The organism is Citricoccus sp. GCM10030269, assembly GCF_042665635.1.
Taxonomy (GTDB): domain Bacteria; phylum Actinomycetota; class Actinomycetes; order Actinomycetales; family Micrococcaceae; genus Citricoccus.
In genome coordinates, this window is record NZ_JBHTCV010000002.1 from 330,661 (window position 1) to 348,698 (window position 18,038).

The 18,038-nt window shown below is 65.5% G+C and carries 16 protein-coding genes; 12 read left to right on the forward strand and 4 right to left on the reverse strand.

The features are described 5' to 3' along the window. Positions 1-76: 76 nt before the first annotated feature. The 3 genes from ACFQQD_RS04630 (at position 77) to ACFQQD_RS04640 (ending at position 2,379) form a co-directional block, all read left to right on the forward strand. Positions 77-421 (forward strand): PadR family transcriptional regulator, encoded by a 345-nt coding sequence (locus tag ACFQQD_RS04630; RefSeq protein WP_378086703.1) that lies wholly within the window; start codon positions 77-79, stop codon positions 419-421. Beyond that, entirely contained in the window at positions 421-1,428 is a 1,008-nt protein-coding gene (locus ACFQQD_RS04635) for a hypothetical protein (protein WP_378086705.1), read from the forward strand. Before ACFQQD_RS04630 ends, ACFQQD_RS04635 begins: the two co-directional genes overlap by 1 nt. Positions 1,429-1,641: 213 nt before the next feature. Next, positions 1,642-2,379 (forward strand): C40 family peptidase, encoded by a 738-nt coding sequence (locus ACFQQD_RS04640; protein WP_378086707.1) that lies wholly within the window; start codon positions 1,642-1,644, stop codon positions 2,377-2,379. Positions 2,380-2,505: 126 nt separating this feature from the next. Here the strand turns inward: ACFQQD_RS04640 and ACFQQD_RS04645 are convergent, their stop codons facing one another. From ACFQQD_RS04645 to ACFQQD_RS04660, 4 genes are all read right to left on the reverse strand, one after another. Beyond that, positions 2,506-4,026, reverse strand: a complete 1,521-nt coding sequence (locus tag ACFQQD_RS04645; RefSeq protein WP_378086709.1) for an FAD-dependent oxidoreductase — start codon at positions 4,024-4,026, stop codon at positions 2,506-2,508. Positions 4,027-4,117: 91 nt separating this feature from the next. After that, complete coding sequence (locus ACFQQD_RS04650; protein WP_378086711.1) at positions 4,118-6,790, reverse strand: hypothetical protein; 2,673 nt, start codon at positions 6,788-6,790, stop codon at positions 4,118-4,120. Between the two features lie 121 nt (positions 6,791-6,911). Beyond that, positions 6,912-8,078, reverse strand: coding sequence for an LLM class flavin-dependent oxidoreductase (locus ACFQQD_RS04655; RefSeq protein ID WP_378086713.1), 1,167 nt, complete (start codon positions 8,076-8,078; stop codon positions 6,912-6,914). 195 nt (positions 8,079-8,273) lie between these two features. Further along, positions 8,274-8,822 (reverse strand): hypothetical protein, encoded by a 549-nt coding sequence (locus ACFQQD_RS04660; RefSeq protein WP_378086715.1) that lies wholly within the window; start codon positions 8,820-8,822, stop codon positions 8,274-8,276. Positions 8,823-9,029: 207 nt separating this feature from the next. Between ACFQQD_RS04660 and ACFQQD_RS04665 the strand changes: the two genes are divergently transcribed. The 9 genes from ACFQQD_RS04665 to ACFQQD_RS04705 all read left to right on the forward strand — a co-directional run bounded on the left by ACFQQD_RS04665 (position 9,030) and on the right by ACFQQD_RS04705 (position 18,038). After that, a complete protein-coding gene (locus ACFQQD_RS04665) occupies positions 9,030-9,749 on the forward strand; it encodes a DUF899 family protein (protein WP_378086717.1) in 720 nt (239 codons plus the stop codon). A 124-nt stretch (positions 9,750-9,873) separates the two neighbouring features. Continuing rightward, entirely contained in the window at positions 9,874-10,545 is a 672-nt protein-coding gene (locus tag ACFQQD_RS04670; protein WP_378086719.1) for a phosphoribosyltransferase, read from the forward strand. Between the two features lie 80 nt (positions 10,546-10,625). Beyond that, positions 10,626-11,180 carry a dihydrofolate reductase family protein gene (locus ACFQQD_RS04675; protein WP_378086721.1) on the forward strand — a complete coding sequence of 185 codons (555 nt, stop codon included), beginning with the start codon at positions 10,626-10,628 and terminating at the stop codon, positions 11,178-11,180. 3 nt (positions 11,181-11,183) lie between these two features. Continuing rightward, positions 11,184-11,750: a dihydrofolate reductase family protein gene (locus ACFQQD_RS04680; RefSeq protein WP_378086723.1), complete on the forward strand. Its 567-nt coding sequence runs from the start codon at positions 11,184-11,186 to the stop codon at positions 11,748-11,750. A gap of 109 nt (positions 11,751-11,859) precedes the next feature. Beyond that, the gene (locus tag ACFQQD_RS04685) at positions 11,860-13,437 is read left to right on the forward strand and encodes an amidase family protein (RefSeq protein ID WP_378086725.1); all 1,578 of its coding nucleotides are present in this window, start codon (positions 11,860-11,862) and stop codon (positions 13,435-13,437) included. A 54-nt stretch (positions 13,438-13,491) separates the two neighbouring features. After that, on the forward strand, positions 13,492-14,238 hold the full coding sequence (locus ACFQQD_RS04690; protein ID WP_378086727.1) for a GntR family transcriptional regulator: 747 nt from the start codon (positions 13,492-13,494) through the stop codon (positions 14,236-14,238). Between the two features lie 209 nt (positions 14,239-14,447). Then, a complete protein-coding gene (locus tag ACFQQD_RS04695) occupies positions 14,448-16,076 on the forward strand; it encodes an ABC transporter substrate-binding protein (RefSeq protein ID WP_378086729.1) in 1,629 nt (542 codons plus the stop codon). 22 nt (positions 16,077-16,098) lie between these two features. Continuing rightward, positions 16,099-17,058: an ABC transporter permease gene (locus ACFQQD_RS04700; RefSeq protein WP_378086731.1), complete on the forward strand. Its 960-nt coding sequence runs from the start codon at positions 16,099-16,101 to the stop codon at positions 17,056-17,058. Next, positions 17,055-18,038 (forward strand): ABC transporter permease, encoded by a 984-nt coding sequence (locus ACFQQD_RS04705; RefSeq protein WP_378086734.1) that lies wholly within the window; start codon positions 17,055-17,057, stop codon positions 18,036-18,038. Before ACFQQD_RS04700 ends, ACFQQD_RS04705 begins: the two co-directional genes overlap by 4 nt.

Here is an 18,038-nt window from a genome sequence, read left to right on the forward strand (position 1 = left end):
CTGCAGAAGTATTGCTTTCGCGGCACGACACCCCAGCCTGTTGCAATAGTGTGTGCAACACACTAACGTGTGGGTCATGAACGAAGAACTGGCGTCCTCTCTCGCGACGCATCGGCAGGAGCTGCGGCGCGGCACCCTCGTGGTGGCGTGCCTGGTGGCCTGCCGGACACCCCGTTATGGCTACGCGCTGCTGGAGTACCTCGCCGCGGTCGGGCTGGACGCCGAAGCCAACACCCTCTATCCCCTGCTGCGCCGCCTGGAAGGGCAGGGGTTGCTGAAGGCGGAGTGGAACACGGACGAATCCCGTCCGCGCAAGTACTACAGCCTCACCGAGGACGGAGCCACCATGGCCGACGAGCTTCGGGATGAATGGACACGACTCTCGGCCAGCATGGCCGCACTCTGGAAGGAACCCTCCTGATGAGCTCCCTGACCGCTCGATACATCGACCAGGTGGTCTCGCACCTGCCCGAGGGCCAGCGCGCTGACATCCAGCGCGAACTCTCGGCACTGATCTCGGACATGTTGGACGAACGTCTGGCCACCGGTACGGGTGCCGGCGCTGAACGGGAGGTCCTGGAAGAATTGGGAGATCCCTCCCAGTTGGCCGCGAAATACCGCAACACGCCGAACTACCTGATCGGTCCGGAACTCTATCCGGTCTACCTGCGGACCCTGCGATGGCTGATTCCCGTCGTGCTGCTGATCTCCCTGGTGGCCAACATCGTGGTGTACACCGCCACGGAGGCCGAAGCGGAGCTCGGCGCCATGATTGGCGCGGTCATCGGACCGATGATCAACGCCGTGTTCATCGCGCTGGGCGCTGTGACGGCGTTCTTCTGGGTGTTCGAACGGGTGGCCTCGCCACGAGATCGCGGGAAACTGGCGAAGGATGCTGGCCGGCGATGGAGTGTCGACGAGCTGGAGTTGGAGATCGTCAACGCCCGCGAGGCACGATCAGAGGCCGTGGTCAGCCTGGTGTTCGTCGCCTTCATGGCGCTGCTGCCGGTGATTCCCACTTCGTTCCTCTACGTGGGGCACCTGAACGATGGTGGATCGTTCCTCAACCCGGCGCTCTGGGCCTTCTGGCTACCCGCCTACTACGTATTGCTGGCCCTGGTGGCCGCCCTGGCGGTCTGGACCATCGTGCGCGGAGCTGTTTCTCGGGCCCAGATCGTGGCTCGAGTGGTACTGGATGTGGCTGCGGCGCTCTTCCTCACGATGGCCGTGATCACCCAGGAGATCATCGACCCGGCCATCGACTCCGGCATCATGCAGACCTCCGGTCTGACCGACTGGGTGGATGTGCTCTATCTGGTGGTGATCTGGCTCGTGGCGCTGTGGGATCTCTATGTCTGCTATCGGTACTGGCGGACCCTGGGGACCACCAAGGCAGCCACGCCGGGAAGTACGGTCACGAGTTCATAACAGAATGCTGTAGTGTGGATGCACTCACGGCGCGAATTGACCCCTCAGTTCGCGTTCAGGCGACCTTCAGGCCCCCATAAGGTTGCGGTTTGATAACAACCGTGTACCTTGGGGTAACGGTCCGATAACCCCCACGGAAGCTCGTGGGCGTCTGACGTCCCGAGGTTCCGGGGACCGCCGTGTGCACATCGACATCGAACAAGGTACGAACTGATGAACTATTCCACCCGTCATGACCGTCTCGCCGCCGAGAAGCTGAGCCGCCGCGCTCGCCGCCGTCGCTCCCTCGCCGTGGGGGCACTGGGCGTGACCGCTGCCGTGGGTGCCGCCGTGTCCGGCGTCGCTCCTGCTTCCGCCAACGATGGCGGCCAGTCCGCATCGACCTACCAGGACTGGAGCTACGAGGGCGAGTCAGCCGGCTCCGGCTCCACGTACTCCTCCGGTTACACGGGGTCGGCCGGCTATGCGTCGTCCTCCACGGACTATGCCGGCGATTCAGCCGCCTCGACCGCCTCCAACGAGACTGAGTACCAGCTCGCGTCCTACACCAGCGATGGTGGTTACGGCAGCGGGTGGCAGGCCGACGCCGCACAGTGGGCCGCCGCCACCGCCAGCGACTCCTCCAGCTACTACACCTACGGCGGCAACGGCCCGAACGGCTTCGACTGCTCCGGCTTCACCCAGAGCGCCTTCGCCCAGGCCGGCGTCGACATCCCGCGGACCACCTCGGCCCAGTACGCCGGCGCGAGCGAGTACGTGGGGCTGGACGACCTGCAGGTCGGTGACCTGGTGTTCTGGTCCAACAATGGATCGGCCTCGGGCATCTACCACGTGGCCGTCTACATCGGCGATGGCCAGATCGCCCACGCCCGCAACCCCTCGGTCGGTGTCACCATCACCGACGTGGACTACAGCCCTTACAACATGATGGGCACCGCGGCGCGGTACTGATCTGAGTCTCCCGTCGGCTCAGTCCAGGCCAAACGCACGACGCCGGCCCTCGCCCCTTCCGGGGGCGGGGGCCGACGTCGTGGTGGGGTGTTGTGGGGTTGTCGGTGGCCGTCAGGTCGCCTTGACTCAGCTCTGCGCCGAATCCCCGGCGCGGGAGAGTCCCTTCACCGCCGGACCTTCCAGCAGAGTGCCCTCCGCGGAGAAGCGGGAGCCGTGCAGTGGACAGTCCCATGATTGCTCCGCGCCGTTCCACCGGAGCACTCCGCCCATGTGAGGACAGACCGCGGACACCCGGCACGTGGTGCCGTCCACCGTGGAGACTCCCACGGGTCTGCCGTTCTGGCGGCCGACGAGTCCCTGGCCCTCCTCCGGGGGCTCGTCGGGCACGGTCTGCAGTTCGGCGGAGGCCCAACCGGCGGCCAAGTGGGCACCCACGGCGAGATTGTCTTTCAGTCCGGTCATCAGATCGGACGGTGTGGTCAAGCGGCGGCCGAGGGTCGTGGCCCAGGGCAGCTGACCGCCGAGCATCTCCCCACTGATGGCCAGGGCTGCGGCCACGGCATTGGTCATGCCCCATTTGTTGTAGCCGGTGGCCACATAGATGCCGCCCCCGCCGCGGGGCAGGGTGCCGAAGAACGGGATGAAGTTGGCCGAGCGATAGTCCTGGGCGGACCAGGAGTGGGTGCGCTGAACGCCGGGAAAGTGCATCTGGGTCCAGCGCTCAAGATCGTCGAACGCCGCGCGGGTGGATCCGTGGCGGCCCACCACGTGTCCATTGCCGCCGACCAGCAATAGCTCTTCGCCGTGGACCGGAACTGTGCGCAGTGAACGGTGCGGAGCGTCGGCGCTGAGGTACATGCCCTGGGGGATGGAGCCGTCCGGCTCGGGCCGCCGGTAGGCCTGAACGTAAGACCGCTGGGGGAGGAGCTTGGCGAAGTATCCGCCGCGGTCGAGGACGGGCGTGCCCGTGGCCAGCACCAGATGATCGGCACGGACGCTGCCGCGAGTGGTCTTCACGGAGAGAGGTGATCCGAGTCCGGCGCCGGTGACGCGGACTCCTTCGATCAGCGTCCCGCCGCGTTCGACGAACTCCTCTGTCAGGGCGCCCAGGACTTGCAGCGGATGGATCTGGGCCTGATTCTCCAGGGCGATCGCACCGGCGACCGGGAACGGCAACTCGGTCTCGTCGGTCCAGCTGACCGGCAGTTCTGCTGCTCGGGCGGCCTCCTGTTCTTTGCGGAGGGCGGCAGCACCCTGTTCGGTGAGGGCGTAGGTGTAGGCGGCACGTCGCTGGTAGGGAACGGACCGCTCGTCGAGCAGGCGGAGCAGCCACGCTTGGCCCTCACGGTTGCCGTCCACATAGGCCTGCAGCACCGTATCGGTTTGGTGGCGGCGGATCTGGGAGAGCGTGGTGCCCTGCAGCACGCTGACCTTCGCAGTGGTGTGCCCCGTGGTGACGGCGCCGACGGAGCGGGCCTCCAGCACGGCGACCTTCTGTCCGGAACGGGCCAACAGGACCGCGGTGACCAGGCCGGTGAGCCCGGCTCCGGCCACGACGGTGTCGAAGTGCCGGCCCTCCACCGACTCGCCCGGCTCTGCCGCAGCGGCTGCGGTGACCGGGTGCGTGTCCAACCAAAGCGACGTCATGGATCCGAAACCTCCCGTGCGCGGTCGAGTACTGCTGCCAGCCTGTGGTCTAGTGAGCCCCGCTGTCCAGATCCGGTGTCCGTCACCGGGATCAACTGAGGCGCTGAACGCGGGCCATCTCATCGGCACGGCGGGAGACGTCCGCATCCCGGGTGGTGAGTGTCTCCACCAGATGCTGGACGTGGCGTATCCGGGACTGCCAGGCTTCCCCCCGCTGTTCGCGTCGCGGCAGGTTCTCCAGCGCCTGGACCTCTCGCCACGCGGTGACCAAGCCCATCTCGTAGAGTCGCTGCTCGGCCTGCTCGGCCCGGCCGTCGGTGGGCGAGTCCAATCCCAGGACCGCCACCATGTCCAGCCGGGACAGATCCAGTCCGAGGGCCAGGGACTCCAGGTCGGCGCGCAAGGAGGCCAACTGGCGCCGTGAGGCGACGGTCCCCGCACGGCGGCGTCCGGCCTCAGCAACGGCCACCCCGAGGAGGATCAGGGTCTGCGCACCGGTCCAGACGCTGACCGCGACGATCCAGAAAAGGGCGCCCGGACTGACGTGGGACAGCTCCTGGTGGTTGTATTCCATGGCCCGTCCCAGATCACCGAGGTCGTAGGCGATGAGGTCGCCCACCGGGATGTCGAAGTCGTCCCGGCCGATCACGCGGGGTTCCGTGGCATTGAAATAATAGGCCCCCATGCGACTGTCCACCCCGGAACTGATCTCGCCGGTGAGGGTGTAACCGATGGCGTAGTTGCCGTCCGGCAACAGCCAGATCGGTAGGATGCCCTGGCCCCGGGCGACTTCTCCGGTCTCGGCATCGAGCACCTGCGGATACTGCTGCGCCACATCGTGCTTGAGCTTTCGCTGGGCCTCGAGCATCTCCCAGTAATCGATCCAGAGGCGCTCGTCATACTCGGGATGAGGCTGGTATTCGGCGTACTCGTCGATCGGCAGCAGGGCTACGGTCAACTCGAGTCGATCGGGAAGCAAAGCCGTGGTGTCGCTGAACTCGACCGAGCGTTGCATCCTGCTCCGGACGTACTGCAGGTCCAGGGTCTGGGCGTTCGAAGGTTCTCCCTCGAGGGGATCCTTGAGGTCGGGAATCCGCGCCGGGTCGCCGTACACCCGGAGCTCCGCCAGCGGTTGGTCCCCGGTGAGGGTCCGGCCATAGGCCGTGTTGGAGTCGGATTGCCCGACGGCGACCCAGCCGGCGGCGAGTCCGAGCAGCACCGGAAGCAGCACCGCTGCCGTCCCCCAGGAGATTCCACGCTTCGTCGTGGGAACGTCTGCAACCCGGGCCGGTTGGTCGTCCAGACGTTCCAGGAGTTCCAGGGCCCGCTCGGTGGCCTGCAGAGGCCCCAGCTCCGAGCCGTGGCCGAGGCCGAGTGAGGCGCGAAGCTGGCGAAAAGAATCCGTGGCCCCCGCAGTCGCTGCCGAGACGCGACGGCTGGCCCGTTCCTCGACGGCGTCGTTGAGGGCGATTGTGTCTGCGGTGCCGGCGCTGCGCTTCGGCTTCGACACCCGCCGGGAGATCCTCGCGGCGATCGTGCGGATGTCCTGCTCGACCGAGTCCCAGCGCTCCAGCACCTCCCGGTGATTCGCCACCAAACCGGCGGACCCGACGTCGGACGCGACCTCTTGGGCGATCGACAACAGCCGGGCACGGTGCGTCTCCAGTTCCTGTGCCTCAGCGGGAAACCTGCTGCGGTGGGCCAGGACGTCGTCGATCGAGTGCAGCAGGGGCAAAGCCAGACGGTCCAGCACGGAGCGGGATCCGGCATGCCCGGAATGGACTTCTGCGGCCTCAGACACGGCATCGGTGCGGTGTTGGAGGTCCAGAGTGTCCGCGGCGAAGTCACGCAGGGCGGCGTCGTCGAGTTCGCGGAGGAGGGCCTGCTCTTCACGGGCCAGGTCGAGACTCAATTCCCGGATCAGGGCCCAATCGCGCTGCAGGGTGTGGGCGGGCGAAGCGGAAGCTCCTGAACTGGATGATGCGTCCTCGGCTTCCGCCTCGGACAGTACCGCCTCGGTGAGATCAACCCGGGCCTTCACGGTCTCCAATTCGAGGACCGAGCGTGCCAATCGCAGCTGTGCCTCAGAGAACTCCCGATACCGGGCGTGCTCGATCCGGCGCCGGCGGAGCCAGGCGAACATGGCCAGGATGGCGGCGAACATCGGCAACGCGGCCAACGACCCCCACAAGACCGGGGAACCCACGCCGTCGTCGAACCTCAGATTCGAGGCCGTCAGGGCCGCGCCCACCACCGCGCTCGGCCCGTGACCGAGGGTGCGGTTGTTGACGAATGTGCCGCGGATCTGTGCGGCGTCGCGCCACACGTCGTCGTCCTCAACGGCGAAGGCGACCCGGCTGCTGTCCGGGATCGGCAGGTCCGGATCATCGGCATCGTCGCCGACGGAGAGGATCAGGTCCGCGTCGCCGATCTCGTGGTGGTTGGTCTCTTCCCATTCCAGTTCACGCTCCACCACATGCATGGTGAAGGGCTGATATCCCAGCGCGACCCCTTCAGCTGCCGCCTCCACGGATTCCTGCGTGATGCCGTAGGGCAGTCCCTCGTCCACGACGAAGGTGATGGGTTCCGTGGGCTGAGCGGTGACCTGCTGGTACCCCACCCACCCGAGGGCCACGGACAGCGCAGCCAGGCACACGGCCAGCACGGGAAAGCGCGCGGGCGGCTTCCGGCGCAGTGCTCCGCTGCGGCGTGACGCGGGAGTGTGGGGCCCGGTACAGAAGTCTAGAGGGGCTCCCGCTTCCACTCCCGCTCTTTCACGCCTACTCTCCCGCTCCTCCTCTCCCGCCCCGCCCAACCCCGCGTTTTGCGGGCAGAACGAACCGGTTCGTTCTGCCCGCAAAGTGCGTTTGGGGTGGGGGGTTGGATTAAGGGAGGGAGGGGGCCAGGGTGAGGGCCGGCGTCGTGGGCTGGAGGGGCTCTTCGGGGCTGGAACCGGCGCCCTTGACGGGGAAGCGCGCTCGCAGCAGCGGCATGACGAGGCGGCCGAAGCGCTCGGCCTCCTCGGCGTGCGGGTAGCCGGAGAGGCAGAAGCTGGAGCAGCCGGCGTCGACGAACTCGCCGATCTTGCCCGCGACCTGCTCGGGATTGCCGACGATCGCGATGCCGGCTCCGTGGCGGACGGTGGCGATCCCACTCCAGAGGTTCTCAGCCACCATGTGGCCATCGGCCTGGGCGAGCTCCTTCATGCGGTCATTCGCCTTGGACTCGCTCCACCGTCCCTTGACGGATTCCTTGTGCTCCTCTGAGGCGTAGGAGATGAGGTTCTCCGCGGCGGCCCAGGCTTCTTCTTCGGTTTCGCGCACGATCACCTGCAGACGCATGCCGAAATCCAGGGTCCGTCCCTTGGCAGCGGCGCGGGCGGTCATGTCCTGGACGTTGGTGGCGATGTTGGCGGGGCTGTCGCCCCAGAACAGATGCACGTCGGCATGGGTGGCACACAACTCGCGCGCCGCCGGAGACATGCCACCCAGGTAGAACGGCGGATGGGGCTTCTGCACCGGCTTCGGCTGGACATTGACGCCGCGAGCGGTGAAGTAGGTTCCGTCCACGTCGAACGGCTCATCGCGGGTCCAGGCGTCCTTGAGGATCTCGACTGTCTCCGTCAGCACGTCATACCGCTCGTCGTGGTTGTAGAACATGCCGTCAGCGGCCATCTCGTCCGAGTCGCCTCCCGTGATGAGATTGACCCGCAGTCGGCCGCCGGAGAGCTGGTCGAAGGTGGAGAGCATCTTGGCCATCACCGGCGGGGCGATGAACCCGGCACGGGCGGCCACCAGCATGTCGATCTTCGAGGTCTGCGCCGAGACCATGGCGCAGGAGATGTAGGCCTCATGGCATTCGGGCATCACGGGCACGAGCAGATAGGTGAAACCGGCGTCCTCGGCCGTCCGGGCGATGTGCGTGAACAGTTCGAGACTGGGTGGTGTGGTGGCGGAGTCGTCACCGATGCGTGAGGTGTCGCCCATCGTGGGGATGAACCAGCCGAAATCGATCTCTTTGTCCATGGCGTTGACCTTGTCTGTGTTCTCCATGCTCTCCATGCCTGAAGTACCTTTCCGTCGAGATCGCCGCAGGGACCACTGAGATGTCTCTGCTGATTCCATCGATACTGGACCTCGGAGGCAAAGTTGTGCGACATCCCGGTGTCATCCGGGTGAACAGACCCGCAGTGGGTGCCCGCCCGCCCGGGACTAGTCATGTCCTACGTACCGGCTAACGCGTACCGGCTAGCGGATGGGCGGCTGGCGCTTGGGCTGACGAATGAGGCGGATTCCGAGGAGGATCGGCAACGCGGGCGCCAGCAGCAGGAGGAAGAACCCGAGGAAGACTCCGAAGTTGTACGCGCCTGACTCGGAGGCCGAGGCGTTGTCATTGAAAGCGGACACGCCCGCGAAGAAGAACAGGATGAAGACCAGGCCGAAGAGAACCGTCAGGATCCAGCCGACCGTGGCGAACCCATGGCTGTGCGGCTTGCGCTGCTCCATCCCGGGTTCGGAGTACGCCGGCGCGAACTGTGGGTAGGGCTGTCCCGGTTGCCGGTGCTGATCGTACATGCCCGGTTGCTGTTGGTACGGGTATTGCTGTGGCTGCTGGTACGGGTATTGCTGGTACGGGCCCTGCTGGTACGGGCTCTGCTGGTACGGGTACTGCTGCTGCGGCGGATAGGGCGGCTGCTGATACTGAGACTCGGGAGGCGTGGTCGGGCCTGACGGGGACTGATACCACTCAGGCCGATCCTCCCCCGGGTGCTCTGGCTGATGGGGTGGGTATGACATGGCTGATGCTCCGATGCGCAGGGGCTCCTCAAGAGACGAATGTAGCCGGTTTTGTCGCTGGGGTCTTCAGAGTCGGTTCGGCTGGCGAGTCCGCAGAATGCGCAGTTTCGGAGGGGACAGCCACATCTGGTTCGGCCTACCGTGACACCACCATCAAGACCAGTGGAAGCCCCTACTGGGCTCGAATCCTTCCCTTGGAGGTGTGTCATGACCATCCCAGATCTCACTCGCGACGATTCTCACGATGATCCCGCACCGGCTCTGCCACGAGTCGTTGACGAACAGACGTGGCAGGCCGAATTGGCTGAGTTGCGCCGGCGCGAAAAGGCCGCCACGCGTGAACTCGACGCCATCGCCGCGCAGCGCCGGCGGCTGCCGATGGTGAAGATGCCCGAGTACACGCTGGAGGGCGCCTTCGGTCCGATCCGCTTGGTCGACATGTTCGAGGGCCACCACCAGCTCATCGTCTACAACCACATGTGGCATCCCGGCGAAGAGTTCCAATGCGGCGGATGCACGTACTTCTCCTCGCAGTTCACTCGTCTGGACTTTCTCGGAAACTACGACGCCCGCTTTGTCATCGTCACCCAGGGGCCCATCGACGAGGCGCTCGCCTACCGCAATCGCGTGGGGAACCAGATGGCCTGGTACTCCACAGCGAACAGCGCTTTCGGGGCCGACGTCGGTGCTCCGCCGCACGGTGGTTTCGCCCTGAACGTTTTCCTGCGCGACGGCGAGGACGTGTACCGGACCTGGCATACCGACGGACGCGGCGTGGAGCAGGTCACGCACATCTTCCCCCTGGTCGATCTGCTGCCTTATGGTCGCCAGGAGCACTGGCAGGACTCGCCGGAGGGCTGGCCACAAGGCGAGGCCTACGCCGGTTGGCCCGAGCCGGAGGACATCGCCCGCTGGTATGGGCGGTAGTCGAGAATCAGTTGTCGGATCTGGCCCCAGTGTTGGCGCTGAACACTGGGTGGGATCCGACAACTGATGGGACCCGAGAGGCAGCCGGGACGCAGCAGCGCCACGGAGGAGGGAGCACGCGACGATGGCCGAGTTCCTGGACCGATACGAGGCGGGGCAGCGACTGGGCCGCGAGCTCGCCGGCCGCCTGGAAGAGCTGGCGCCGGCCGACGTCGGGAATAGCCCCGGGAAGCTGGTGGTGTTGGGTCTGCCGCGGGGCGGCGTACCGGTCGCCGAGGTGGTGGCCCGGCAATTGGGCGCCCCGCTGGACGTGATCATGGTCCGCAAGCTGGGTGTGCCCGTTCATCCGGAACTGGCCATGGGCGCGCTTGGCGAGCGCGGAGCACGCGTGTTGGACGAATCCATCGTGCGCCATTTCGCCGTGACCCCGGACCAACTCGAGGCCGTGGAACGCCAGGAGCAGGAGACCCTGGAGCGTCGGTCCGCACAGTTCCGGGCCGGCCGCGAACCGGTGGACTTGGCTCGGAAGACGGCGGTGATCGTCGACGACGGCATGGCCACGGGTGCCACGGCGCGCGTCGCGTGCCAGTTGGCCCGAAAGGCGGGGGCAGAGCACGTGGTGCTGGCGGTTTCGGTCGCCGCCCGGGACACCGTCGAGCAGATTCTGGCGAACGGCGAGGCCGACGACGTCGTCGTGCTGGCCACGCCGCGCTACTTCCGGTCCGTGGGTGAGCACTATTCCGACTTCTCACCCGTCAGTGATGACACGGTGGCGGCCATCCTGCGGCAGGCCTAGGGAAGGGCAGCGCAGGATCGGAGACGCGCGAACGGTCAGGGCGGTCCTACGGTGGTGAGACCTCGCCGGAAGGAAACACCATGCGAATCGTGATCACTCAGAACATGACCGTGGACGGTCGGATCGAGATGTTGGATGACTGGTTCGATCCCGCCGCTCAGGACGAGGATCTGGCCGCCGAGATGATGCGGCAGACCGAACAGGAAGACGTATTGCTGCTGGGACGGCAGACGTTCGAGGCCTTCCGCGGCTATTGGCCTGCGCACGTGGATGACGACACCACCGGCGTGGCCGAGAGCCTCAACCGAGCGGACAAGCGCGTGGTGTCCTCGACCCTGACGGATCCTCAGTGGGAGAACACCACGATCATCTCCGACGACCCGCTCGAGGCCGTCCGCGAGCTGCGCCGTGAGCCGGGGCAGGACGTGGTCGTCACCGGCAGCATTCAGTTGAGTCACGCGCTGATCACCGCAGGACTGGTGGATCTGTACAGAATGTTCGTTTATCCCCACTGGCAGGGCCGGGGTCGCAGCTTGTTCCCCGACGACCATCACGGGACTCCGCTACGCCGCGTCGAATCCCAGGCCTTCGCGGGCGGCATCACCTACGCGGCGTATGAGCCGACGGCGCAGTGAGTCATGGGACGGCTGACGTACTCCACCATCGGTTCTCTGGACGGCTATATCGCCGACCGGGACGGGGACTTCACCTGGGCCATGCCAGACGCGGAGATTCACCAGTACGCCAATGACGTGCTGAACGGTGTGTCCCTGCACCTCTATGGTCGACGCACCTATGACCTGATGGTCCCCTGGGAGACGGACCCCTCTCTGGCCGAGAACTCGCCCCAGTCCGCGGAGTTCGCGGACCTGTGGCAGGACGCGGACAAGATCGTCTACTCGGAGTCTCTGCCCGCGGCGAAAACCCGCCGCACTCGCCTGGAACGCCGATTCGATCCCGAGGCCGTGCGGGAGTTCAAACGCTCCGAACCGGGGCATCTTGTCATCGGCGGACCCACCCTGGCCGCCCATGCCCTGCGGGCCGGGTTGGTCGACGTCGTCGACCAGGTCCTGCTGCCCATCGTCATCGGCGGCGGGTTGCCGGTGTTCCCCGACGGGCTCGGCCTGGACCTGGAGCTGACCGATGAGCGGCGATTCACCGGGGGAGCCGTGGCCTTACGACATCGGGTGACCGGGGTCCGCTAGAACCGGCGGACTGTCGACACACTGCGGAGCTCGTGCCCGTCTCTCCCGCCTGTGACAAGGTGTGTCAGAGCACAGAGATCTCCAGCGTGGATCAGTACGGAGGAACCCCATGCGTCGCAACCGCCCCTACGGACATGTCCGGCCAGCCACCGCACAGCAGCTGCAGGAGTACGCCGAGCGCCTGCATTTCACTCTCGACGACGCACTCGCGGACGAACTGGCGCCAATCATGGCAGAGATGATCACGGCCTTCGACGAGATCGATGAACTCCCCCAGCCGCCGGCCCCCGGCACCGCGTTCACCACGCGTGACGTCGGTCGCGAACCGACGCTGGAGGAAGACCCCTTCAACGCGTTCATCCGCTTCTGCCGCGTGGAGGGGGCCACGGACGGATCGCTGGCGGGACTGACCGCGTCGATCAAGGACTGCATCGCGATCGCGGGGATGCCCACCACCAACGGTTCGCGCATGCAGCCGACGGCCGTCCCCGGGGATGACGCCGTGGTGGTCGAGCGGATCCTGGCTGCCGGCGCCACCATCGTGGGCAAGAACAATCTGGAGGACATGGCCATGGGGACCGGTGAGGGCAGCGTCTACGGTCCCGCTCTGAATCCCACGAATCCCGATCACGGCACGGGCGGGTCCTCGACCGGGTCCGCGGCGGCGGTGGCAGCCGGCATGGTGGACTTCTCCCTTGGCGCCGACGAGGCCGGCAGCGTGCGGATCCCCTCTGCCATGTGCGGACTGGTCGGCATGAAGGCAACCCACGGCCTGGTGCCGACCTACGGCCTCACGTATTTCGACCACACCCTCGACCACATCGGTCCCTTGACTCGCGATATCGAGCTCAACGCCCGAGTCCTGGAGGTGCTGGCCGGACCGGACTGGCGAGACCCACAGTGGACTCGCGGCGTGCCGGAGCCGGGCTCCTTCACCGAGCAGTTGGACGAGGGCGTTCAGGGACTGCGCTTCGCCGTCGTCGAGGAATCCCTCGAACCCAACGGCACGACGCCGGACGTGCTGTCCGCCTTCAACGAGGGTCTGCGAGTGCTCGAGTCGCACGGTGCCGTGATCGAGCGCGTCTCGGTGCCCCTGTGGGGCTCGGCTTGGTCTATCGAGAGCGCGATTCTCTCGTTCACTTTGCGGGCCATGGCCGACTCGGGCGGTGCCGGCTACTTCCATAAGGGCCGGATCGATCCCGCTATGACGGCGGCGATGGCGACGCAGGTCCGGACCAGCTTCAACGACTTGGCTGTGCAATCGCGCCTGTCTTTCTTGTTGGGTGAGCACATGCGCGAGGAGTACCTGGGCGTGCACTACGCCAAGGCGCACAATCTCCGGCTCGAGTTGGGTCAGCAGGTGGATGCGGCCCTGCATGATCGCGCAGCCCTGCTGACGCCCACGGTTCCCGTCGTGGCCCCGAAGCTCAGCCGAGAACGGCACTCGTTCACAGGAATGCTGCCACGGCTCGGCGGGCCGTCAGTGCTGAACACCTGTGCGACCGATCTGACCGGTCACCCGGCATTGACGGTTCCCACCGGCTCCGGAGATCACGGCCTTCCCGTGGGCCTGCAGCTGATCGGCCAGTCCTTCGACGAGTCCACGCTGTATCGCGCCGGAGCGGTGCTGGAGGAGGCAGAGCTGTGGCGACTGCCAGAAGAGCCGACGGCTCCCGTCCTGTCCTGATGCGCGTGGCCATTTCCTGAGGTAGTGCTGACGTGGTTAAGGCACACTGTGGACATGGCCGCTGAACGTTCCCGTGGGCAGCGTAAACAAGACGACACCCGACGGGTGAGAGACCTGCTGCGCTCAGAGGTGCTGTCCAGCGACTATGTCCATTTTGGCAGTCTGCCCACGGAGGACTACCTGCAACAGGACCTCGAGGTGTCCCGCGCCGTGGTCCGAGACGCCCTCAGCCTCCTCAGCGACGAAGGCGTAGTAGTGAGGCGACAGCGCTTGGGAACATTTCCCAACGGCCACCGCTTCAGGTCCGACATTGCCGAGAGTGGGGGAGTTCGGCAGCCGACACAAGGCGGTATCTGGGCGGGGAACATGCATCCCCAGCTTCTCGCTTGGGAGTATGTCCCCGCGGCTCCTCCCATTGCGCACGCCTTGGGGCTCCCCGAGCGTGCTCAGGTGCTCCAGTTCGACTACATTCTGTGGTTCGAAGGCGTTCAACTCGGATACGCGACCAATTACATTGCGGAATCCCACGCGAAGCTGTTGGATGCGTCGATGTTCAAGATCGACCTCTACCGCATGTTCAAGGATGTCGGCATCGACGTCGGCGAATCGAAGTTGATCATCGAGGCGGTTCAGGCCGATGAGATGGATGCCGAGTTACTCGGGATCGATGCCGGAGAACCGCTGACCGTCATGGAACAGATCGCCTACGACGTCGGCGAGATCCCGTTCGATTTCGCGGTCATCCGCAGTATTCCCCGGCGCATCGCCGCGTTCTCCCGCGTGCGCCACTCGCGCCCGTAGCCGCCCCGCTCTAGTCAGTGTGCGCCGGGCGATGACCGGCGTTGTCATGCCGTCCCTCCCGCAATCCTGCGGATTCTCTGCGGTGCTCGCGGCGTAATTACGGCGTTACCTGGCGTGATCTCTCCTGAAACTAACGAGCCATAGCGTTGTCGCCATCCTCCGGGAGACCCGGGGGCACTCGCACAGCATCGAGGAGAGGACGTGGTTCGGTGAAGAACTCACGCGGTTGGCGCACTGGCGTTCGGGCCGTCGCCACAGCCATAGTGGCGCTCTTGGTCCTGAGCGGCTGCGGTGGACAGACGGTGGCCGGTGCCGGAGTCGGAGGCAACGGCGGCCAGCACCTGGTGATCGGCATCGAATCCGACGTCACCGCGTTCGACCCGCAGGGGCTCGGGAGCGGGTGGGTCAGCACGCGCATCAACCAGCAGATCTTCGACCGTCTGGTCACTGAGGACCTGAGTGTGCCGTCTGAAGACGCGGCCCAATCCCCTCTCGTCGGTGGCTTGGCAGAGGACTGGAAGATCTCCGAGGACGGGACGGTGTACACCTTCCATCTCCGCGAAGGCGTGACGTTCCATGACGGGACGGACTTCGATGCGGAGGCCGTGGAGTTCAACATCCGGCGCATGTGGGATCAGGATTTCGAGTACTACGACACGGCAGCCGGTGGCCAGAACCTCTACATCTGGCAATACCTCGAGGACCTCGAGGTGACCGGTGACCACGAAATCGTACTCACCCTGAGCCAGCCCTTCTCTGAGTTCCTCAGCATGATCGCCCAAGGTCCCACCTACCTGATGAGTCCGGCGTCTGTTGAGCAGTACGGTCAGGACATCGGCGAACACCCTGTTGGCACCGGCGCCTTTGTCTTCGAGGATCACGTTCGAGGCGAGCGCGTCGACCTGGTCCGCAACGATGACTACTGGGGAGAGCCGGCGAAGCTCGACGGAGTGACTTTCCGCCCCATCCCCGACGCTTCGAGCCGGACGTCGGCGTTGCGCAATGATGAGGTCGACATGATCGCCGTCCCTCATCCGGACAGCATCAAAGGCCTCCTGGATGACGGATACAAACTCTCCTCAGGTCAACCGCCACACGTCTGGTTCTTCGTGTTCAACCAGGAGGACGAGGCCCTGGGCAATCTCAAGGTTCGCCAGGCGATCAGCCACGCGATCGACCGAGAAGGGCTGGCTGATGACCTGTTGCAGGGAACGGCAATTCCAGCCACTGATGTCCAGCCGCGATCCTCCGGTTTGCCCGTCACCGAGCGCGACGAATACCGGTACGATCCGGAGCTCGCCAAGAGACTCTTGGCTGAGGCCGGCTATGAGGACGGGCTCAGCTTCACGCTGATGACGTCGGTCGACGGATCGGGCCAGATGATTCCCGCTCCGATGGCCGAATACATCCAACAGAATCTCGAAGCGGTCGGAATCCACGCTGAGATCGAGACCATGGAGTGGGTCTCCTATCTCAACCGGTACACGGGAGGCATCGGAGACGCCGGAATGATGCAGATGTCCTGGGGGCTGGCCAGTCCTTTCTGGATCTATCGCATGCTGCACTCCAGCCAGATCGCCCCGAATGGCATGAATGTCGGTGGCTACGCCAACGACGATCTGGACGAGGTCATGGAGGCCGCGGAGAGTTCCCTCGACGAGGACGAAGCTGAGGAGTACTGGCTCGAAGCCCACGACATCGTCGCCAAGGACATGGCCTACTTGCCGATCGTTCATGACACGGCCCCGTACATTCTGGCCCCCCGGGTTGAAGGGTTCGTCTCACCCAGTCAGCAGTGGTACGACCTGTCCACCGTGAGCCTGAACGTCGGGGACTGAGCCGAGGAGAAAGAGGCACTTCATGTTCACCGCTATCGCACGCCGCATCGGTTCAACTCTCCTGGTTCTCCTGGGAGTGGTGCTGATCGTCTTTCTGATGCTCCAACTCATTCCAGGAGACCCCGCTCGCACCATTCTGGGGGCGGGTGCCAGCGAGGCCGACATCCAGGCAGTACGTCAGGAGCTGGGTCTCAACGATCCACTCGTGGTCCAGTTCCTCAACTACCTTGCGGGACTCGGCACGGGAGACCTGGGTCGGTCGCTCACGGTCAAACAGCCCGTGGTCGACCTCCTGCTTCCCCGCTTCGAGAACACTCTCATCCTGGCCGGGGCCGCTCTGGTGATCGCCCTGGTGGTCGGCATTCCCCTGGGCATCATCGCGGCTCGGAGGCAATACGGGTGGTTCGACCGGATTGCGATGTTCGCCTCCCTGACCGGGGCCAGTCTGCCGGCGTATTGGCTCGGTTTGCTCGTGGTGGGATTCTTCGCCCTGCAATTGGGCTGGTTCCCCACCTCGGGGATGTACAACACGAGGAGTCCGGGTGGAATCCCGGACCTGCTTCACCATCTCCTCCTACCTGCCGTGACGGCGGCTTTGGTCCCGATGGCGGTGCTCGCCCGGATGACGCGCAGCGTGGTGGTTGACATCCTCGAGCAGGACTACATGAAGACACTGCGTGCCTCCGGCCTCTCCGAGGCGAGCATCCTCTGGAAGCACGCGGTGCGCAATGCCTTGCCCCCGATCGTCAACGTCATCGGTCTGCAGATCGGCTACCTGCTCGGCGGCGTGATCTTCGTGGAGGTCGTCTTCGCCTGGCCGGGCCTGGGCAATCAGCTCTACGTCTCCATCACCCAGAACGACATGCCCATGGTCCAGGCCGGAGTCCTGTTCATCGCTCTGGCCTTCGTAATCGTCAACCTGCTAGCTGATGTGTCCGTCGGTCTGCTCGACCCGCGGACAAGGAAAAGGAGTGCGACATGACAGTCCTGGACACCACCCAACCCGTCACAACGGCCAGCTCGGCCGCTGGAGCCGCCGGAGCCTCACAGTCCTCCAACCCAGCGCGGTCCGCAGAATCCACGACGGCGGCGCCAGCAGCGGTTCCCCGGCGGCCCGGCAGAATCCGACTGGCGTACCGAGCATTCTTGCGAGATCGAGTCGCCGTCGTGGCAGCCTGTCTCTTGCTGCTGGTCTTCGTGGTGGCCGTGTTCGCGCCAGTGCTGGCACCGTATTCACCGATCGCCGGTGACTCCTCGCAGCGCCTCGCGGGCATCGGAACGCCGGGGCACCCCCTCGGTCTGGACGGACAGGGACGGGACATTCTGTCCCGACTGCTCTTCGGCGCCAGGAACACGTTGGCCGTGGCCTTGATTCCCGTGCTCGTCGTCATCCCCGTCTCGTTAATGATCGGCCTGCTCGCCGGCTACTCCAAGGGCCGGCTGGGGGACGCCCTGATGCGCTTGATGGACGTCCTGTTCGCCTTTCCCATGGTGTTGTTCGCGATTGCCGTCGCTGCGGTACTCGGTTCGGGTATGGGCAACGTGATGATCGCCATCGGGCTGACGCTCATCCCGTACATGGCCCGAGTGGCCTACACCGCGACGGTGCAGGAATCGTCCCGGGAGTACATTGAGGCCTCCAAGGCCGGCGGAGCGACGACGCCCGAGATTCTGTTCAAGGAACTGCTACCGAACGTCATCTCGCCAGTGCTTGTCTATGCCACCACCCTCAGCGGTCTGATGATCGTCGTGGCCGCAGGACTGAGCTTTCTGGGCATCGGCATCTCTCCGCCGACCCCCGACTGGGGCGTCATGACGGCGGACGGGCAGTCGGTGCTTCTGTGGGGCTTCCCTCACGTGGCGACCATTCCGGGGCTGGCCATCCTGATGGTCGCGCTCGCGTTCAACCTGATCGGCGACGGAGTCCGGGACGCCCTGGATCCACGCAAGCAGACGATGTGA

Bases quoted from the DNA above. Each gene is read 5' to 3' on its own strand.
- ACFQQD_RS04630 (WP_378086703.1), top strand. From the start codon at position 77: ATGAACGAAGAACTGGCGTCCTCTCTCGCGACGCATCGGCAGGAGCTG.
- ACFQQD_RS04635 (WP_378086705.1), top strand. From the start codon at position 421: ATGAGCTCCCTGACCGCTCGATACATCGACCAGGTGGTCTCGCACCTG.
- ACFQQD_RS04640 (WP_378086707.1), top strand. From the start codon at position 1,642: ATGAACTATTCCACCCGTCATGACCGTCTCGCCGCCGAGAAGCTGAGC.
- ACFQQD_RS04645 (WP_378086709.1), bottom strand. From the start codon at position 4,026: ATGACGTCGCTTTGGTTGGACACGCACCCGGTCACCGCAGCCGCTGCG.
- ACFQQD_RS04655 (WP_378086713.1), bottom strand. From the start codon at position 8,078: ATGGAGAACACAGACAAGGTCAACGCCATGGACAAAGAGATCGATTTC.
- ACFQQD_RS04660 (WP_378086715.1), bottom strand. From the start codon at position 8,822: ATGTCATACCCACCCCATCAGCCAGAGCACCCGGGGGAGGATCGGCCT.
- ACFQQD_RS04665 (WP_378086717.1), top strand. From the start codon at position 9,030: ATGACCATCCCAGATCTCACTCGCGACGATTCTCACGATGATCCCGCA.
- ACFQQD_RS04670 (WP_378086719.1), top strand. From the start codon at position 9,874: ATGGCCGAGTTCCTGGACCGATACGAGGCGGGGCAGCGACTGGGCCGC.
- ACFQQD_RS04675 (WP_378086721.1), top strand. From the start codon at position 10,626: ATGCGAATCGTGATCACTCAGAACATGACCGTGGACGGTCGGATCGAG.
- ACFQQD_RS04680 (WP_378086723.1), top strand. From the start codon at position 11,184: ATGGGACGGCTGACGTACTCCACCATCGGTTCTCTGGACGGCTATATC.
- ACFQQD_RS04685 (WP_378086725.1), top strand. From the start codon at position 11,860: ATGCGTCGCAACCGCCCCTACGGACATGTCCGGCCAGCCACCGCACAG.
- ACFQQD_RS04690 (WP_378086727.1), top strand. From the start codon at position 13,492: ATGGCCGCTGAACGTTCCCGTGGGCAGCGTAAACAAGACGACACCCGA.
- ACFQQD_RS04700 (WP_378086731.1), top strand. From the start codon at position 16,099: ATGTTCACCGCTATCGCACGCCGCATCGGTTCAACTCTCCTGGTTCTC.
- ACFQQD_RS04705 (WP_378086734.1), top strand. From the start codon at position 17,055: ATGACAGTCCTGGACACCACCCAACCCGTCACAACGGCCAGCTCGGCC.